Origin of the sequence: Pseudomonas sp. BN417 (assembly GCF_029871205.1) — a bacterium.
Classification (GTDB): domain Bacteria; phylum Pseudomonadota; class Gammaproteobacteria; order Pseudomonadales; family Pseudomonadaceae; genus Metapseudomonas.
Genome location: NZ_SSOJ01000151.1, coordinates 96,261 through 113,720, shown reverse-complemented (window position 1 = coordinate 113,720; position 17,460 = coordinate 96,261). Strand labels below are relative to the sequence as shown.

The following is a 17,460-nucleotide window of genomic DNA, read 5'->3' as shown; positions in this document are numbered from 1 at the left end:
TGGCGGCGCTACACCTTCAGCGAGCCCAGCAGCCCATCGAGAAACCGCTCGCCGGCGTCCATCTGGCTCAGCTCGACGAATTCGTCGGGCTTGTGCGCCTGCTCGATGGAGCCGGGGCCGCAGACCACCACCGGCACATCCAGGCGCTGGTTGAACAGACCGCCTTCGGTGCCGAAGGAGACCTTGGCGGTGCCGGTCCCCGGCGCTGCGAACGCCTGCAGCAAGCGCACGGCTGCGACGCTCGGGTGGGTATCGAGGCCGGGATAGACGTTCAGGGTTTCGATCTCGATGGCCGCGACGCTGGACAGTAGCCTGGCCTCCGCGACGATGACCTGCGCCTGCTCGCGCATCTGCTCGATGAACTGGTCGAGGTCGTCGGCCGGCAGATTGCGGACCTCGAAATCCAGGGTGCACAGATTCGGCACGATGTTCAGCGCCTTGCCGCCTGCGATCTGCCCGACGTGCACGGTGCTGTAAGGCACGTCGTAGGCCGCATCATGAGCGCCCTGCTGTTGCAGGCGGTGTTGCCCCTCGCGCAGCGCGGCGATGAAGTCGCACGCCAGGTGGATGGCATTGGCCGAGCGCGGCGCCAGGGACGAATGCGCCTCCTGGCCACGGCACAGGGTGCGGTAGGAACCCTTGCCCTTGTGGCCGAGAACGAACTGCATCTCGGTCGGCTCGCCGACGATACACAGCATCGGCCGCACAGGCGCCAGATGCAGCACATCGAGCAGGCGCCGCACACCCACGCAGCCGATCTCCTCGTCATGCGAAAGGGCCAGTTGCAGGGGCCGGGTCAACGGCGCTTCAGTCGCGCTGAGCATGGCGTCGACGGCCAGGGCGATGAAGCCCTTCATGTCGCAGCTACCACGGCCGTAGATGCGCCCATCGCGCACCGTCGCCTGGAACGCCGGCACCGTCCAAGCCTGACCGGCAGCCGGCACTACGTCGGTATGCCCGGACAGCAGGATGCCTGGCACATCGCGCGGGCCAACGCTCGCGAACAGGTTGGCCTTGCGCTCGCTCTCGTCCTTGACGATCAGCGAATCGATGCCCTTGCTCGCCAGCAGCTCGCGGATATAGTCGATCAGCGCCAGGTTCGATTCCGAGGAGACAGTATCGAAGGCAATCAGCCGTTTGAGGATTTCCAGTGCGCGGGGTCTCATGACACCCTCCTCTGCTGCTCGGTGTAATCGGCGAAGCGGCCAATTCCGAAGGGCGCGATCGAAGTGTTGGTGCCACCGGTACTCATCAGCTCGGCCATCACGTCGCCCACGCCCGGGCCGAGCTGGAAACCATGGCCACTGAAGCCGAAGGCGTAGTACAGACCCTCGACCTTGCCGCTCGGCCCCATGATCGGCAGTGAGTCCGGCAAGTAGCTCTCGATACCGCTCCAGGTGCGGATGATGTTCAGGTTGGCCATATCCGGTACGAGCCGGCGCATCAGCTGCAGCTGCTTGAGGAGGCTGCGCGGATCGAAATGGGCGCGTCGGTTGAGCATGTCCGGCTTGGTGTGACTGCAGCCGCCGATGATGATGTTGCCGCGCGGGATCTGTCGGAAATACAGCTCTTCTTCAGGGATCTTGGTGTACACGCCGATCACAGTCTTCAGGACATAGGGCACCGGCTCGGTGACCGACATCTGCGGGCCCTTTGTGATCAGGGGCACTGGCTCGCCGAACTGCGCGGACAGTTTCTCGCCCCAGGCACCGGCCGTGATCAGTAGCTGCTCGGCACGGTACTCGCGGCCATCGCTGGTGCTGACCCGGAACGCCCCGCCGACCTTCTCCACACGGGTCACCTCGGTGTGCTCCTCGACCATTGCGCCGGCGCGCCTCGCGGCGAGGGCGAAGGCGGGTGCAGCGAGGCGCGGGTTGGCATGGCCGTCGTGCGACGCATAGGAGCCGCCCTTGACCTCAGGACCGAGGAACGGGAAACGCGCGTGCAGCTCGCGCCCGCTATAGATGCGCAGATCCAGCTCGCGCGCCTCGGGTGCCGCTGCGTAGGCCTCCAGCTCAGCAATCTCGTCCTCGCGGTAACAGACCCGCATATGGCCGCTGGCGATGAACTCCAGGTCATCGTCGATCAGCTGCGGCAAGCGCTTCCACAGAGCGAAGGAGCGGTTGGTCAGCTCCAACTGGCCGAGGAAACGTCCCTGGCGGCGGACGTTGCCGAAGTTCACCCCGCTGGCGTACTGGCCGATCACGTCCCGCTCAAGCAGGACCGCCGAACGCCCATGCTGACGCAGGAAAAATGCCGAAGCCGCGCCCATGAGGCCGCCGCCGACAATCAGTACATCGGTCTGATCAACGCTCACGGTGCCACCTCCTCGCCCGGCTTCAGTTCCTCGGTCAACATCGACAGCGGCTTGACCGGTGCCTGGCCGCGCTGACGGCCGACCAGCTCGACATCGACGCCGGCGGTCGCGGCGATCACTTCGGCGCCGGCCTGGGAGCAGTAGCGGCCCTGGCAACGGCCCATGCCAACCCGGCTGAACGCCTTGGCGCGGTTGACCTCGGAGGCGCCCTTCTCGTACACCGCGGCGCGCAGTTCGCCGGCGCTGATCATTTCGCAACGGCAGACGATCGCCTCGTCCGGCAGCGCACTGGCTTGTGCCGCTGGCCAGGGAAAGGCCTGGTAAAGACCTTGACTGAACTGCTCCATCACCGCCAAGGCGCGACGGTGAAGTGCGAGCGCCTCACTACTCACGGGTTGCCGCATGTCCTGCAGCAGCGCCATCGCCGCCAGGCGCCCGGCGTGCTCGGCGGCATCGGCGCCGCGAATCCGCATACCGTCGCCCGCGGCGTAAACGCCCTCGACCGAGGTGCGGCCCTGCTCGTCGGTATCCAGCAGCCACTGCTGCGAAACCTTATTGAAACGCATGCGACAGCCAGCCAGGTCAGCCAGCTGCGTCTCGGGCCGTAGGTGATAGCCCAGCGCCAAGGCATCGCATTCGACCTGCAGATCATCGCCAGCGGCAGTTCGCACGTGCACGCCGCTGACACCCGACGCGGCGTCGCCGAGAATCCGCTGCGGCTCGACGCCGAAATGAACGGGAACCATGGCTCGGTGGAGCTGCGCCAGCAACTTTATCCCGGTGAATAGCACCCCAGGGCGTGCTAGCAAATTTGGCAGCGCCACGATGCGCCTGCGCAGCGGCGAGGTATCGAGCACCGCGGCTACCTCGCCGCCGGCTTTCAGGTACTGACTGGCAACCAGGTACAGCAGCGGCCCGCTGCCCATGAACACCACCCGGCGACCGATGGAAACCGCCTGGACCTTCAGCGCAATCTGCGCCCCGCCCAGGCTGTAGGTGCCTGCCAACTGCCAGCCCTCGATCGGCATTATCCGGTCGGTGGCGCCGGTACAGAGAATCAGCGCGTCGTATTCCACTGTCGAATGCCTGCCCTGGCTGACGCAGCACAGCTGGCCCGGCGTCAGCCCCCAGACCAGGGTGTCGGGCCGATAATCGATCTGTCCGCGCAGGCGATCGAAGGCCTGGTGCAGCGCCCTGGCCTTATCCGCCTCGCTGCCGTACAGCGTGGCGTAGTCGCGGCTGAAACCTTCGGGCTGACGGCGATAGATCTGCCCGCCATCACGGCGGTTCTCATCCAACAGGATCGGCCGGATTCCGGCTGCAACCAGGGCTTCGGCACAGCGAGTTCCGGCCGGGCCGGCACCGACGATCACCACCCGACAGGCCTCCTTGTGCAGGCCTTTCAACCGCGCAGTGGCCATATCGCCTCCGGTTGCCTGGTGACGATGTCCAGTCCTTCGCAGACTTCGCTGGAACAGGCGCGCAGACGCTCACCGCTGCGAGTCCAGACCCAGCAGTCCTGACAGGCGCCCATCAGGCAGAAGCCGGCGCGGTTACCCGGATCGAACTCCGACTGGCGCAGCGCTGGCACTCGGGTCAGCAGAGCGACCATCAGCGTATCGCCCTGCAACGCCTCGATGGGCTCGCCATCGACCATCAGCTTCACCGTTGGCCGGTCACGCTCGGCCAACCGCACGAAACGTCCGCTCATGCATAGGTACCCACGAGCTTCAAGCTGTTCGCACCGTGCTGCGCCTTTAGCAGCTCAGCGCCGCTGCGATGACAGAGGACCTCACTGCCACCGGCGATGCTGTTGCGCGGCGGTGCGCTGCGATTGCACAGGCCGTCGACTCGCATCGGGCAGCGGTTGAGGAACGGACAGAGCTTCGCCCCGGCGGCCGGCCCGCCGATCGGCGGTAGCGCGCCGCCGCTGGCCCCGCAGTTTTCCAACCAGCCCTGGCGCATCTCCGGCACCGAGTTGATCAGCAGGTCGGTGTAGGGATGGAAAGGCACCTGGGCAAAGGACTGCTGGTTGCCGGCCTCGACCTTATGGCCGCTGTACATCACCACGATGTCGTCGCACAGCGCACGCACGGTGGAGATGTCGTGGCTGATGAACAGGTAGGAGACCCCCAGTTCGCGGCGCAGATCGCGCAACAGCTCCAAGATCGCGGCGCCCACCACCGTATCCAGCGCTGAGGTCACTTCGTCACACAGGATCAGATCCGGTTCCGCCGCCAGAGCTCGCGCCAGGTTGACACGCTGCTTCTGGCCGCCAGACAACTCGCCGGGCAGGCGTTGTGCGATGCTTGCGGGCAGCTGCACCAGCTCCAGCAGCTCGGCCATTCGCCGTTGCTGCTGCGCGCCCTTCATACCGTGGTAGAAACGCAGCGGACGGCCAAGGATATCTTCGATGCTGTGCTTCGGATTGAGCGCGGTATCGGCGTTCTGGAACACGTACTGCACACGACGGAACTGATCGCGAGTGCGGCCGGCCAGCGAACGGCTGAGCGGCTGGCCGTCCAGCAGTATCTGCCCGGCAGACGGCTCGGCCAGGCCGGCGATGGCTTGCGCCAGAGTGGTTTTCCCCGAGCCCGATTCGCCAATCACGCCCACCGCTTCACCGCGGCGGATCTTCAGATCGACGTCGTGCAGCACCTTCTTCGTGCCGTAGCAGATCTCCAGGCCGCGCACCTCGAGCAGCAGGCCCTCTTCCGCGGGAGCGATCTCCTGTTCACCTACATTGTTCGCCGCCGGCTTCATGGCCGCCAGCAGGCTGCGGGTATAGGGATGCTTGGGTTCTTCGAGGATCTGCTCGGTGCTGCTGTTCTCCTGGATCTGGCCGTCGCGCAGGACGATGATGCGGTCAGCCATCTGCGCCACGACCGCGAGGTCGTGGGATACGTAGATCGCCGTCGTGTCGCGTTCGCGCACCACTTGTTTGAACGCGCGCAGCACTTCGATTTGCGTGGTCACATCCAGCGCCGTGGTCGGCTCATCGAGAATCACCAATGCTGGATCTGTAATCAGCGCCATGGCGGCCATCAGACGCTGCAGCTGCCCACCCGATACCTGGTGCGGATAGCGCGAGCCAATCCGTTCTGGCTCCGGCAGCGCCAGCGCCCGGAACAGCTCAACGGCCTTGGCCTGAGCCTGTTGCCGCGACAGCACGCCATGGATCAGCGCGCTTTCGATCACCTGCTCCATGATGCTTTTGGACGGGTTGAACGCTGCGGCTGCGCTTTGCGCGATATAAGCCACGGTACGTCCGCGCAGCTTCGCCAGCTCGGCATTCGACAGCTTGAGCACATCGACGTCGCCGATGCGCACCGATCCACCGACGATACGGCAACCAGCGCGCGCGTAGCCCATCAGCGACAGCGCGATGGTGCTCTTGCCCGAGCCGGACTCTCCGATCAGCGCCAACACCTCGCCTTTGTTCAGGCTGAAATCGGCACCGTGCACGATCGGTACGTCGATACCCTCTTCGTTGCGTGCGGCGACACGCAGACCGCTTACCCTGACGATTTCGTTCATCTCACTTCTCCGTCTCGCGCTTGGACCGCCCGCCGAAGCTGTCGATGAGCAGGTTGACCCCCATGGTCAGGGTGGCGATGGCGACCGCCGGGACTAGCACGGCCGGGGCACCCTCGCCCAGACCCAGGATATTTTCTCGCACCAGCGACCCCCAGTCGGCGTCAGGCGGCTGGATGCCCAGACCGAGGAAGCTCATCGCGCTGAGCAACAGCACCACGTACACGAAGCGCAGCCCGAAATCGGTCAGCACCGGGCGCAGCATGTTCGGCAGCACCTCGATGAAGATGATGTAGGGCATGGCTTCGCCTCGCGTGCGTGCGACCCGGACGAAGTCCATGGTCATCACGTTCACCGCCACCGCGCGGGCGATACGGAAAGAGCCCGGCATGTAGGCGAAGGCGGCCATGACCAGCAGCAGCGGTACCGAAGAACCGAACGAAGCCACCATGAGCAGGGCGAAGATCTTGTTCGGGATCGCGATCAGCGCATCTTGGGTGCGACTGATGAGCGCGTCGACCCAGCCACCGGAGGCGGCTGCCACCAGGCCCAGCACCACGCCTGCGCTGCAGGCGAGCATGGTGGCCAACAAGGCCACACCGATGGTGTAGGGTGCACCGTTCAACAGCCGACTGAGGATGTCTCTTCCCAGGTAATCCGTGCCCAGCGGGTACTCCAGACTGAGCGGGCCGAAGAAGTCTTCACTGACCAGGGCGTTGGCGTCGTGGGGCGCGATCAGGGGGCCAATGAAGGCCATCAGGGCCCAGAAGCAGACGATCAACAGACCAATGACGCCGCCGACAGATAGCGAGAAGCGACGTTTGCGGGGCGCAACGGCAGACGCCTTATCGTTCACCAGTCCTTTCGTAGGCAATGCGTTATCTCCGCCGCTCGCTCCGCTTGGCTTCGGTGTATTACGGTTCGCTTTCATTTACGCAGCCTCGGGTTGGAAAGAATTGCACAGAGGTCAGCCAGCAGCACCAGCACCAGAAAGCCAAGGCAGAACATCATCACGCATGCCTGTACCAGCGGCATGTCTCGAGTAATCACACCGTTCACCATCAGCGTCGCGATGCCTGGATAGTTGAAGATCGCTTCGACGATCACCACGCCACCCAACAGATATGAAAGGCTCAGCGCCACGGCATTGGCGATCGGTCCGATGGCATTAGGCAATGCATGACGCAGCACCACGCGGATCGGCCGCGCCCCTTTGAGCACCGCCATTTCGACATAGGGGGCGCCGAGCTGATCAATTACCGCGGCCCGAGTCATGCGCGCCATTTGCGCCGTCAGCACGCAGCACAGGGTCAACACCGGCATGGCGTACACGCGGACCAGCTCACCGAACGTGTGGACATCGACGTTGCGCGACAGCGCCGACAGCCAGCCCAGCTTCACCGCGAAGATCAGCACGGCGACGGTGGCGATCAGAAATTCCGGCACGGAGACGGCGAACACCGCCAGCATGTTGCTGTAGCGGTCGAAGATCGAGCCGCGGTACATCGCCGAGAGGATGCCGATGGTCAGCGCCAGAGGCACCGAGACCAGCGCGGTGATCGCTGCCAGTCTCAAGGTATTGGGCAGCCGGCTGGCGATCATCTCGTCGACCGCCATGCCGTTGACCAGGGAGATACCGGGATTGCCGGTGACCAGTCCGCCCAGCCAGTAGAGGTAACGCAGGTACACCGGCTGGTCCAGGCCGAGCTGCGCACGCAGGGCCGCCACCGCCTCCGGGGTCGCTTCCTGACCGAGCTGCTCCTGGACCGCATCACCGGGCAGCAGGCTGGTGAGGAAATAGACCACCAGCGAGACGATAAGCAGCGTGAGCACGCCGACAGCCAGCCGACCAATCACAAGGCGCGCAATTGTGCTGTTCATAACTGAACCCTTTTCTTCTTTGGCGCCACCTGCACTGCCCTGCAGGCGGCGCCTTGGTTATCGAACCAGCGCTCAGGCATCCAGCCAAACGTGTTCGGCGAACATGTAGCCCATCAACCCACCGAGCGGATGGGGAGAAAGGCCTTTCAGCTTGGCGTTGTGGCCATCCAGGCTGCTGTTGAACTGCGGAATACCGACACCACAACTCTCATGCACCAGAACCTGCATATCGGCATACATCTGCTTGCGTTTGGCGTCGTCGGTTTCACCACGAGCAGCACGCAGCAACTGATCGAACTTTTCGTTTTTCCAGCCCGATTCGTTCATGCCGGCATCAGACTGGAAGAACAGACTGAACAGCAGATCCGCAGTTGGACGTGCACCGACGTTGCCGAAGCCCAGTGGGTGCTTCATCCAATGGTTAGACCAGTAGCCGTCCGCTGGTACCCGCTTGATATCAAGCTTGAGCCCGATCTGTTGGCCAGAGAGCTGCAGTAGCTGAGCGATGTCCAGCGAACCGGTAGCGGCTTCGGAGGCCACCAGTTGCAGGGAGCGTCCAGCCATGCCGGATTTCTGCAAATGGAACTTGGCCTTCTCCGGGTCGAACTCACGCTGCGGAAGACCAGTGAAGTAGTAGCGGTTGCTGGGGGCGATTGGCTGATCGTTGGCGATCTTGCCATAGCCACGGAAGGCGACCCGATTGATCTGCTTGCGATCGAGCAGATGCTTCATGGCCAGCACGAATTCCGGGTTCTGCACCGGCCCCAGTTCTTCGCGCATTACCAGGTTGGTGTAGCCACCGGTCGGGGACTCCATCAAAGCGACGTTGGCATTGTCGAGGATGCGTGATACCGAACGAGGGTTGACCGGGTTGATCAGGTCCACATCACCGGCCAGCAGGGCACTGATGCGCGCTGCCTCGTCCGGGATGGAGAAGAACTCGATCTCGTCGAGATAAGGCAGGCCGGACTTCCAGTAACTGTCGTTGCGCTTGCCGATCGAGCGCACGCCCGGCTGGAACTCAACACATTTGAATGGCCCGGTGCCATTAGCAATGCTGAAGTCCGTAGTGCCGTCTCGCACGATGAGGAAGTGTGTGGTGCCGAGGATGGCCGGCAGGTCCGCATTCGGGCTGCCCAGGATGATCTGAACCTCGTGGGGACCAACAGCCTTCACTTCACTGAACTGCTTGGCGATGGTCAGTGCCTTGGAACCCACTTCGGGCACTTTATGGCGGTTCAGCGAATAGACCACATCCGCAGAGGTGAACGGCTTGCCATCGTGGAAGACGACGTCCTTGCGCAGCTTGACGGTCCAGGAGATCGCGTCACTCGTATCGAACGACTCCGCCAAGGCCATGCGCGGCACCAACTGCTCGTCCAGCGTGGTCAAGCCATTGTAGAACATGTTGTGACGACAGTAATCGGTGTAGTTCGCACCCTTGGCCGGGTCCAGCGTATCGGCGGTCGAGCTGGTCGCACTGGCTACCTTGATTCGGCCACCACGCTTGCCTTTACCCGTGCCTGCGGAGGTCGAGGCGAACACCTGGCCGGCCGAGCCGAACAGACTGCCGGTGCCCGCGACAGCCACTCCCGCCAGCCCGAGCATACGCAGCGCTTCACGGCGCGACATGCCACGATTGAGTCCTTCGAAAATGCGTTGGCTTTCCGAACCACTGATCAGCTGGGATTCGGTTTTATTCTTGTTGTCAGTCATATCATTCTACCTGTCGATAATGAGAGGGCTCGAATGCCCGCGGTTGAGCGGAGCCACCTAGAAAAGCAAACGACGGTGAATCAACAATCTCGCTAGTGTGGGTAACTCTCCTTAACCACGTACGCGCTTAGTGCAAGTAGTCCTGAACCCGGTAGTAGGCGCCCACCAGCGGCAGGAACCACGGCTTGCCGAAATGACCGGGAATCGCCGGCCAGTTCAGCTCGCCCCAGGGATTAGCCTCAGTCTTGCCGTCCATTACCTCAGCCATCACCTGGCCCATGTGCACCGACATCTGCACTCCATGGCCGCTGTAGCCCATGGAGTGGTACACCCCGCCATGCTGGCCAGCGCGAGGGAAACGGTCGGAGGTCATATCCACCAACCCGCCCCAGCAGTAATCGACTTTCACCTGGGCCAACTGCGGAAACATCTGCGCCAACGCTGCTTGCAGAACCTTGCCGCTCTTCACGTCGGAGCTGCCGCCGGACATGGCGAACCGGGCCCGCCCGCCGAACAGGAGGCGGCTGTCCGGGGTGAGGCGGAAGTAGTTGCCGATGGTGCGACTGGTGACATAGGAGCGCCGCTCCGGAAGAAGCCGTTCGAGCAAGGCTTCGGGCAGCTTCTCGGTCGCGATGATGAAGCTGCCCACCGGCACGATACGGCGCCGATACCACCCCAGGCCGCCATGCTGGCAGGCCCCGGTGGCCATAAGCACCTGTCCCGCCTGCAGGCTGCCGCGAGTGGTATCGACCCGGTAGCCACCCGTGACGGCCTTCCAGCCCTTCACGGTGGTCTGCTGATAAATCAGTGCACCATGTCGCGCAGCCGCTTCAGCCAGGCCGATGCCGAAGCGGCCGATGTGCATCTGCACACCGTTGCGCTGCAGCAGTCCACCATAGAACTCGGTCGAGTCGACTTCGCTGCGCACCTGGGCGGCGGACAGCAGCTCGACCTCGGCATCGACTTCCCGGCGGATCAGCTCGCAGGTCCGCGCCAGCCCTTCGTAGTGCTGGGGCTTGGCGGCCAGCTTGAGCTTGCCGTTGCGCGTGAGATCACAGGCGATTCGCTCCTGCTCGACCAGCGAGACCACGCTCTGCACCGCACTCTCGTAGGCACGGTAGTAGCTGCGCGCCCGCTCGGTACCGAGGCTGGCAGCCAGCCCAGCGTAGTCATGGGCAACTCCAGTGCTGCAATGACCACCGTTGCGCCCGGAGGCCTCGCCGATCACCCGCCCGGCTTCCAGCACCGCCACGCTGGCCCCTTTCATGGCCAGCGAACGGGCCGCCGACAGACCGGTGAAACCACCTCCGACAACAACCACATCGACCCGAGACGGAAGTGTTCCCGTCTGCGCCCCCGTGAAGGCGGGTGCCGTGTCGAGCCAGTAGGAATCGCTGTGCATCTCCAGCTCCTCGTGCGAAGTGGCGATCAGAGACCGACCAGGGCAGGCAGACCGCCGATATCGGAGATCTGCTGGTAGCTGTAGCAGGTATTGCCCGGCTGTTCGTGGCCACGGGCGACGAAGGCCTTGTTCTTGATCTTCATGTCGTGGGCCGACATCAGGTCGTAGCGGAAGCTGGAGGAAACATGCAGCACGTCCTCCGGACCGCAGCCGAGGTTGTCGAGCATGTATTCGAAGGCGGCCAAACGCGGCTTGTAGGCCTGGGCTTGTTGGGCGGTAAATACCTTATGGAAAGGTACGCCCAGCTTGTCGACGTTGGACATGATCTGCCCGTCCATCGCGTTGGAGAAGATCACCAGCGGGATCTTGCCGGCGATCTTCGACAGGCCGGCCGTCACATCGGCATGCGGGCCCCAGGTCGGCACGGCATCGTAATAAAGCTGGCCTTCACCACGATACTCGACACCCCAGCGCTTGCACACCCGAGCGAGGGCGGTCTTGAGGATTTCATCGTAGGGCCGCCAGTCGCCCATTACCTGATCCAGGCGATAAGCGGCGAAGTCCTGGACGAACTGGTCCATCTGTTCGGCGGGCACGCGATCGGCGAACAGCTCGCGGGTCAGAGGCCCCATCTGGAAATTGGTCAGAGTACCGTAGCAGTCGAAGGTGATGTACTTGGGTCGAAGAAAGCTCATGGCGCAGTCCTGATGTCTTGTTGAAGTTATTGCAGTCAACATCGACTCCACTGGAGAAACTCTGACGTCGCGCTGCACTGCCTGATCATTACAGCACTGTGAACCCAGCAGATGAGGTTAAAAGCGCCGCCCCCTTGATACAAAAAACCGTTTTACAGGCCCACCTCAGCAGACTTTGCCGATCGCACTTAAAACGTGCAAAACCGCGGCCCATGCGCCTTTCACAGTTCCACACAAACGGAAAAGGCGCCCATTGGGCGCCCTTGTGGGTCACATCGCAGCAGAATCAACCGATATCGATCAGCACACTCTTGTGCCGTAGATTGGCCTCGAAGGCCTCGCTGCCAAGGTCCTTACCAATACCCGAACGCTTGTAGCCTCCGGTGGGCAGTACATGGTCGTCGCTGCGCCCGTAACGATTGACCCACACCGTGCCGACCTCAAGACCGCGGATCAGGCGCAAGGCGCGATTGAGGTCGGCGGTGTGCACCCCGGCCGCCAGGCCATAGGTGGGGTGCTCGGCCAGCTGCAGCGCCTGCTGTTCGTCTTCGAAGGTCTGAATGGTCAGCACCGGGCCGAAGATTTCTTCGAGCACCGCCGGGTTGCGGCTGTCCGCCACGCTCAACAGGGTGGGCTGGTAGTAAGCACCGCCGAGGCCGTCGATCGACCCACCACCTTCAAGCACTTCGGCGCCGGCCTGGCGTGAACTCTGGACGATCCCGTCGATCCGCTCGGCCTGCTGACGCGAGATGATCGGCGACAGGCTCGTCTGCGCCGACCAGGTATGGCCGGGGCGCAGTTCGCGGAAATAGTCCCGCAGGTACTCGACGAAGGGCTCCAGGATCGAGCGCTCGATGATCAGCCGAGAACCGGAGACGCAGACCTGTCCGGCGTTTCCGGTGATGCCCTTGGCAACGTTGAGGGCTGTCTTGCGAAGGTCCGGAACATCGGCGAACACCAGTTGCGGGCTCTTGCCGCCGAGCTCGAGGGTGACCGGCTTGGGCCCGAACTTGGCACAGGTCGACATGATGCTCGCCCCGGTGGTGGTGGAGCCGGTGAAGGTCACCTTGCTGATTCGCGGATGGCGGCACAGGGCATCGCCGGTAAGCCGGCCGTCGCCCTGCACCACATTGAAGATGCCTGGCGGGATGCCTGCCTGCACTGCCAATTCGGCGTAACGCAGGATTGAAAATGGCGTGAGCTCCGACGGCTTGAGGACGACGGCATTACCAGCCGCCAGGGCGGGTGCGACCTTCCAGTTGGCCATGCTCAGCGGGAAATTCCACGGGGCGATGGCACCGATCACCCCATAGGGTTCGGCGATCTGCATCCCGAGACGATCGCGCTGGGTGGCCGCCACCTGCCCGCCATGCTTGTCCGCCAGCTCAGCGAAGAAGCGCAGCACCTCAGCCACATAGGGAATGTCCCAGCCCAGCACATCTTTATGCGGACGGGTCGAGCCGACCGCCTCCATCGGCGCCAGCGTCGCTGCATCGGCCTCGATCAGGTCTGCCCAGCGGCGCAGAACACGGCAGCGCTCGCGCGGCGGACGGCTCGCCCAGTCGCTGCGGCAGAACGCCTGCCAGGCGTTCTCCACCGCCTCGTCGACGAGCGCCACGTCGGCGATGGGCAACGGCGCGTAATACTGGCCGTCGGACGGGCGCGCCACGTCCAGCCCCGGCAGGCCGTCGCGATAGGTTCCGCCGATGAAATGGGCACTGCGTACCTTGACGATGCTGGGGTCGAAGCTGTTCATAAGGGACTCCGGAAAGGGGCCGAACACCGGTTCGGCAGCGAATTACCAGGCCTTCATCGTAGAAAAAATCGGCCGATATTTGCTGCCGACCTTGCCCCCCGTTTGAGCAGTAGCTGCGGCCTGTCGGGCCTGCATTCGCGCAATCTACCGAAAGTCCTTTTAAGCCCGCAGCTTCGTACGGTGGGTTAGCCGCCTGTTGCGTTTGTCGATCGACTCGCTGTGCCGGGTGCGGCGTAACCCACCATCGGCGCAACGCCATCCATCGCCTGGTGGGTTACGCGGCGCGCGACCTTCAGCTGCGTCTGGAAGAACGGCATTCGGCGCCGCTAACCCACCCTTGGGAGCGGCGCTCGGCACCTCGTGCCCAAACGGCAACAGCCCCTTGTGATGCATGGCGCCGAACCTCCAACACCACTCGATCAATCCCAGTCCGGCCTACCACTTGCGATGGTATTCAACGGATAGCCGCGTTGATCGAGCGGCTGACGCAGCACGATCCGGCTGGCAAACTTCTCGATGCCGATATCGTCCTCCAGCAGCCGATCCATCAGTGCCTGGAACCAGGTAATGCTGGGTGCCACGATTTTCAGCAGGTAGTCGTAACCGCCGCTGACGTTGTAGCACTCGACGATCTCCTGATACTTGCCGACCCCGGCTTCGAACTTGCGGAAGTCACGGGGTCGATGGCTGCTGATGGTCACCTCGGAAAACACCATGACGTGGCTGCCCAGCTTCTCCAGCGCGATCTCCGCACGGTAGCCGCGGATGACGCCGGCATCCTGTAGACGCTTGGTGCGCAGCAGGCACGGACTCTCACTGAGGGCGATGGCCGCCGACAGATCGACATTCGAACAGCGCCCCTCGCGCTGAAGGTGCACGAGAATCTTGATATCGAACGGGTCGAGGGAAGCCGTAGGTCGCATGTCGATTACCTTCGAGGCCGGTTAACCCGCCTTTGCAGATTGCGCTTCAGTCAGCGCTGCATCGAGCGTCTCGATTACCATACCGGCTTGTTCTGCCGTCAGCACCAACGGCGGTCGAATCTTCAGCACATTGTGTCCCATCGCACAGGCGCTGAGCAGGACACCCTTGTCGCGCATCAGATTGACCACCCGGGTGGTGAGCTCGCGGTCGGGGGCTCGCGTTGTGCGGTCCGCGACGAGTTCCACACCGACGAACATGCCCGCACTGCGTACATCACCGATGGCCTCGTGCCGGTCGGCAAGCGCCGCGATACCGTCGCGCAGGACCTTCCCGACCCTGGCGGCATGCTGCAGCAGGCCTTCCTTCTCGATCGTATCGAGCACGGCCAACGCTGCCGCGCAGGAGACGGTGTTGCCGGCGAAGGTATTGAAGTACCTGGAATTCTTGCCGAACTCGGCCAACACCTCAGCGGTGGCCAGCAGCCCCGCGATGGGTTGCCCGTTGCCCATCGGCTTGCCCAGGGTGACGATGTCGGGGATCACGCCATGACGCTGGAAGCCCCACATGTGCTCGCCCGTCCGGCCGAAGCCAGGCTGGACCTCGTCGGCGATGAAAATGCCACCGGCACGCTTGATCGCCTCGACCGCGCCCTTCAACAGGCCCGCTGGCTCAGGCAGGATGCCGTCACTGGTGAACAGCGAATCGACGATTAGTGCCGCCGGCTTGATGCCGTGACGCTGCAGATCGGCGATCGCCGCCTCCACATCGCGGGTGAAGCGTTCGCAGAGATCGGCACCCTCGGCATGGTAGAGGCGCGGCGCCGGTACCAGGCGAACGTGGGCCCCGAGATCGACCGTCACGCCGAGCGAAGGCGAGAACTTCGACACCGCATCGGTGAAGCCGTGATAGGCGGTCTCGGTGACGATCACGCCGGTGCCGCCGGTGCGCACCTGGGCGATGCGATAGGCGACGTCGTTTGCCTCGCTACCCGTGCAGGTCAGCATCAGATACGCGAGCTCGGTCTCGGGCACCGTGGCGAGCAGGCGCTCGGCCAGTTCGAGAATGGTGTCGTGCAGATAGCGGGTGTTGGTCGCCAGCGTCTGCACCTGCCGGCAAATGGCCTCGGTCACGGCCGGGTGGCAATGCCCGAGCGAGGCCACGTTGTTGTACACGTCGAGGTAACGGCGCCCCTCCGGATCGATCAGCCACACGCCCTCGCCGCGCACGATATGCAGCGGGTGCTCGTACATCAGCCGATAGGCCGGGCCGAGCAAGGCGTCGCGCCGCTCGATCATCGCCGCGGTTGCGGGGCTCAGTTCGGCGCGTCCGGGGATATAGGCGTTGACCATGTTGAGGTCAGTGGTGCTCTTCATTGGTTTGTCCTTTGCGTACTTCGGTGAGTAATAGGTCGCGCGCCTGATCGCGGGAAAGATCGGCCATCAGCGACAGCGCCTCCCACGAGGCGGGGTTGTGGCGCATGATGTAGGCGCGGTTCTCCGGGTAGCGCCTGGCCCGCCATTCCGAAATCAACACGGTGATCAGGTGACGTGTGGCCATGAGATCGGCAACGACCTCCTGCTCCATTTCGCTGAGCGGCAGCGTGGCGTGATAAGCGCCGACGAACTGCGCCGGCCCCTCGAACGGATCGGCGCTGCCAGCCATGTGAAAGGCCGCCGCCGTGGCGACCTCCCCCACCAGCGGGGCATGCAGCATGTCGCCGAAGTCGATGATCCCCACGATGCGCTGATGGTCCTCGGGTGCGACCAGCACGTTGTAGAGGTGGTAATCGTTGTGGATGACCTGCGACCTCAGCGAGGGCAGACGCGGCAGCACATGCTCGGTGAAGCGCGTCATGAACGACTCGGCGAGCGCGCGGCGCGGGGCGTCCTCGATGGCATCGAGCTTGGCTGCCAGGCGCTGCGCCGCGGAAACGTTCCACAGCAGATCGTGCGTCGCCGAAGGGTGGCTGAAATCGCGTAATGCGAGGTTCAGCTTGGCGAGGAACGTCCCCATCGCCCGCCGCTGCACGGCGGTGCGCGGGGTCTCGCGGATCTGCACGCCGTCGAGATAGGTCAGCATCCGCACGCTGGTCTGCACCCCGCCGGCCAGCGCTACGCTGTCGCGCGCACGCCCGCCAAGCGTGCGCACCACCCGCGGCGCCGGCAGGCCGGGCGCAACGCGGGCGATGTGCTCGAGCGCCGCGATCTGAAAATCCACCACCGCAAGCGGCTCCGATGGATTGCTGATCTTGACGACGTAACGCCTGCCGTCGGCCGTCTCCAGGCAACAGTTCTGGTCGCGTTCGCCCACCAGTGATTTAACGCTGCCATCGATGCCGTAGAGACGGCGAACCAGGGCCCGCACCTCGTTCGGGGCGAGGCTGGGTGCCGCCGTGCTCAACGCCGCTGCCGCCATCGGACGATTGTCTGCCATCACGCGCCCCGTTTCATCGGGGCGGTCTGGGCCAGGCAATCGAGGCCGAGCAAACCGGGAAGCTGGCGAATATCGGTCAGGCGGTTGACACCATAACCGTCGCAGGCAGGCGTGTGACCGCGGTCGATGAAGGCCTTGGCCATGAATCCGAGATCCGACGCGGTCATCAGGTCGTAACGGAAGCACGACGAAACGTGCATCATCTGCTCCGGCCCGCAGCCGAGCTGATCGAACATGTATTCGAACATCTGCGCCCGCGGCTTGTAGGCGCGAGCTTCTTCGGCGGTGTAGACCGCGTGGAAAGGCGCCTTGAGGTGGGCGACGCTGTGCGGGATCAGATCGACCATCGAGTTCGACAGGATCACCAGCGGAACATGCGGAGCAATTGCCTCGAGCGTCTCGACGACGTTCGGGTGCGGCTGCCAGGTCGGCACGGCCTCGTACAGGGCGAGCGCATCGGAAGGACGATATTCCACGCCGTGCTTCTTGCACGTGCGTTGAATGGAGTTCTCCACCACATCGAAGAACGGCTTCCACTCACCCAATACCTCATCGAGACGGTAGAAGCGAAAACTGTCCAGGAAGGCCGGCATCCGCTCGCTCGGAACGCGATCTTCGAAGAGCTTTTTCGCGGTCGGGCCCATTTCGAAGTTGATGAGCGTGCCGTAGCAATCGAAGCTGATGAATTTCGGTTTGTATGTCACTTGAGCGATCTCCAGGATGTGGATGACGGGTTGGTGACTACAAGTCTATGAATATCAGCACTACGGAAATGCTCTATTGCCGGGTGACTCAGGCAGAT

General features: G+C 63.6%; 15 protein-coding genes. All 15 read right to left on the bottom strand.

Going from position 1 to position 17,460, the window contains the following annotated elements; translation table 11 throughout:
* Positions 1-8: 8 nt before the first annotated feature.
* A complete protein-coding gene (gene argE, locus E8F11_RS23945) occupies positions 9-1,166 on the bottom strand; it encodes an acetylornithine deacetylase (protein WP_280291397.1) in 1,158 nt (385 codons plus the stop codon).
* Positions 1,163-2,317: an FAD-binding oxidoreductase gene (locus E8F11_RS23940; protein WP_280291396.1), complete on the bottom strand. Its 1,155-nt coding sequence runs from the start codon at positions 2,315-2,317 to the stop codon at positions 1,163-1,165. Before E8F11_RS23940 ends, argE begins: the two co-directional genes overlap by 4 nt.
* On the bottom strand, positions 2,314-3,738 hold the full coding sequence (locus E8F11_RS23935; protein ID WP_280291395.1) for an FAD-dependent oxidoreductase: 1,425 nt from the start codon (positions 3,736-3,738) through the stop codon (positions 2,314-2,316). Before E8F11_RS23935 ends, E8F11_RS23940 begins: the two co-directional genes overlap by 4 nt.
* Complete coding sequence (locus E8F11_RS23930) at positions 3,720-4,028, bottom strand: (2Fe-2S)-binding protein (RefSeq protein WP_280291394.1); 309 nt, start codon at positions 4,026-4,028, stop codon at positions 3,720-3,722. The genes E8F11_RS23935 and E8F11_RS23930 overlap by 19 nt, the downstream gene beginning before the upstream one ends.
* Complete coding sequence (locus tag E8F11_RS23925) at positions 4,025-5,854, bottom strand: ABC transporter ATP-binding protein (protein ID WP_280291393.1); 1,830 nt, start codon at positions 5,852-5,854, stop codon at positions 4,025-4,027. The genes E8F11_RS23930 and E8F11_RS23925 overlap by 4 nt, the downstream gene beginning before the upstream one ends.
* A gap of 1 nt (position 5,855) precedes the next feature.
* Positions 5,856-6,707 carry an ABC transporter permease gene (locus E8F11_RS23920; protein ID WP_280291392.1) on the bottom strand — a complete coding sequence of 284 codons (852 nt, stop codon included), beginning with the start codon at positions 6,705-6,707 and terminating at the stop codon, positions 5,856-5,858.
* Between the two features lie 71 nt (positions 6,708-6,778).
* On the bottom strand, positions 6,779-7,732 hold the full coding sequence (locus E8F11_RS23915; protein WP_280291391.1) for an ABC transporter permease: 954 nt from the start codon (positions 7,730-7,732) through the stop codon (positions 6,779-6,781).
* Positions 7,733-7,804: 72 nt separating this feature from the next.
* The gene (locus E8F11_RS23910; protein WP_280291390.1) at positions 7,805-9,448 is read right to left on the bottom strand and encodes an ABC transporter substrate-binding protein; all 1,644 of its coding nucleotides are present in this window, start codon (positions 9,446-9,448) and stop codon (positions 7,805-7,807) included.
* Between the two features lie 127 nt (positions 9,449-9,575).
* Complete coding sequence (locus E8F11_RS23905) at positions 9,576-10,850, bottom strand: FAD-binding oxidoreductase (RefSeq protein WP_280291389.1); 1,275 nt, start codon at positions 10,848-10,850, stop codon at positions 9,576-9,578.
* A gap of 26 nt (positions 10,851-10,876) precedes the next feature.
* A complete protein-coding gene (locus tag E8F11_RS23900; protein ID WP_280291388.1) occupies positions 10,877-11,545 on the bottom strand; it encodes a haloacid dehalogenase type II in 669 nt (222 codons plus the stop codon).
* A 286-nt stretch (positions 11,546-11,831) separates the two neighbouring features.
* Positions 11,832-13,301 carry an aldehyde dehydrogenase family protein gene (locus tag E8F11_RS23895; RefSeq protein WP_280291387.1) on the bottom strand — a complete coding sequence of 490 codons (1,470 nt, stop codon included), beginning with the start codon at positions 13,299-13,301 and terminating at the stop codon, positions 11,832-11,834.
* A gap of 419 nt (positions 13,302-13,720) precedes the next feature.
* A complete protein-coding gene (locus E8F11_RS23890; protein ID WP_280291386.1) occupies positions 13,721-14,224 on the bottom strand; it encodes an Lrp/AsnC family transcriptional regulator in 504 nt (167 codons plus the stop codon).
* Positions 14,225-14,245: 21 nt separating this feature from the next.
* The gene (locus E8F11_RS23885) at positions 14,246-15,598 is read right to left on the bottom strand and encodes an aspartate aminotransferase family protein (protein ID WP_280291385.1); all 1,353 of its coding nucleotides are present in this window, start codon (positions 15,596-15,598) and stop codon (positions 14,246-14,248) included.
* Entirely contained in the window at positions 15,582-16,658 is a 1,077-nt protein-coding gene (locus E8F11_RS23880) for a phosphotransferase (RefSeq protein WP_280291384.1), read from the bottom strand. Before E8F11_RS23880 ends, E8F11_RS23885 begins: the two co-directional genes overlap by 17 nt.
* Positions 16,658-17,362 (bottom strand): haloacid dehalogenase type II, encoded by a 705-nt coding sequence (locus E8F11_RS23875; RefSeq protein WP_280291383.1) that lies wholly within the window; start codon positions 17,360-17,362, stop codon positions 16,658-16,660. Before E8F11_RS23875 ends, E8F11_RS23880 begins: the two co-directional genes overlap by 1 nt.
* Between the last annotated feature and the right edge of the window lie 98 nt (positions 17,363-17,460).

What these genes read in the sequence shown, in the direction of transcription:
- E8F11_RS23895 (WP_280291387.1), bottom strand. Translation starts at nt 13,301, where the DNA reads ATGAACAGCTTCGACCCCAGCATCGTCAAGGTACGCAGTGCCCATTTC.
- E8F11_RS23890 (WP_280291386.1), bottom strand. Translation starts at nt 14,224, where the DNA reads ATGCGACCTACGGCTTCCCTCGACCCGTTCGATATCAAGATTCTCGTG.
- E8F11_RS23910 (WP_280291390.1), bottom strand. Translation starts at nt 9,448, where the DNA reads ATGACTGACAACAAGAATAAAACCGAATCCCAGCTGATCAGTGGTTCG.
- E8F11_RS23900 (WP_280291388.1), bottom strand. Translation starts at nt 11,545, where the DNA reads ATGAGCTTTCTTCGACCCAAGTACATCACCTTCGACTGCTACGGTACT.
- E8F11_RS23885 (WP_280291385.1), bottom strand. Translation starts at nt 15,598, where the DNA reads ATGAAGAGCACCACTGACCTCAACATGGTCAACGCCTATATCCCCGGA.
- E8F11_RS23905 (WP_280291389.1), bottom strand. Translation starts at nt 10,850, where the DNA reads ATGCACAGCGATTCCTACTGGCTCGACACGGCACCCGCCTTCACGGGG.
- E8F11_RS23925 (WP_280291393.1), bottom strand. Translation starts at nt 5,854, where the DNA reads ATGAACGAAATCGTCAGGGTAAGCGGTCTGCGTGTCGCCGCACGCAAC.
- E8F11_RS23930 (WP_280291394.1), bottom strand. Translation starts at nt 4,028, where the DNA reads ATGAGCGGACGTTTCGTGCGGTTGGCCGAGCGTGACCGGCCAACGGTG.
- E8F11_RS23880 (WP_280291384.1), bottom strand. Translation starts at nt 16,658, where the DNA reads ATGGCAGACAATCGTCCGATGGCGGCAGCGGCGTTGAGCACGGCGGCA.
- E8F11_RS23935 (WP_280291395.1), bottom strand. Translation starts at nt 3,738, where the DNA reads ATGGCCACTGCGCGGTTGAAAGGCCTGCACAAGGAGGCCTGTCGGGTG.
- argE (WP_280291397.1), bottom strand. Translation starts at nt 1,166, where the DNA reads ATGAGACCCCGCGCACTGGAAATCCTCAAACGGCTGATTGCCTTCGAT.
- E8F11_RS23915 (WP_280291391.1), bottom strand. Translation starts at nt 7,732, where the DNA reads ATGAACAGCACAATTGCGCGCCTTGTGATTGGTCGGCTGGCTGTCGGC.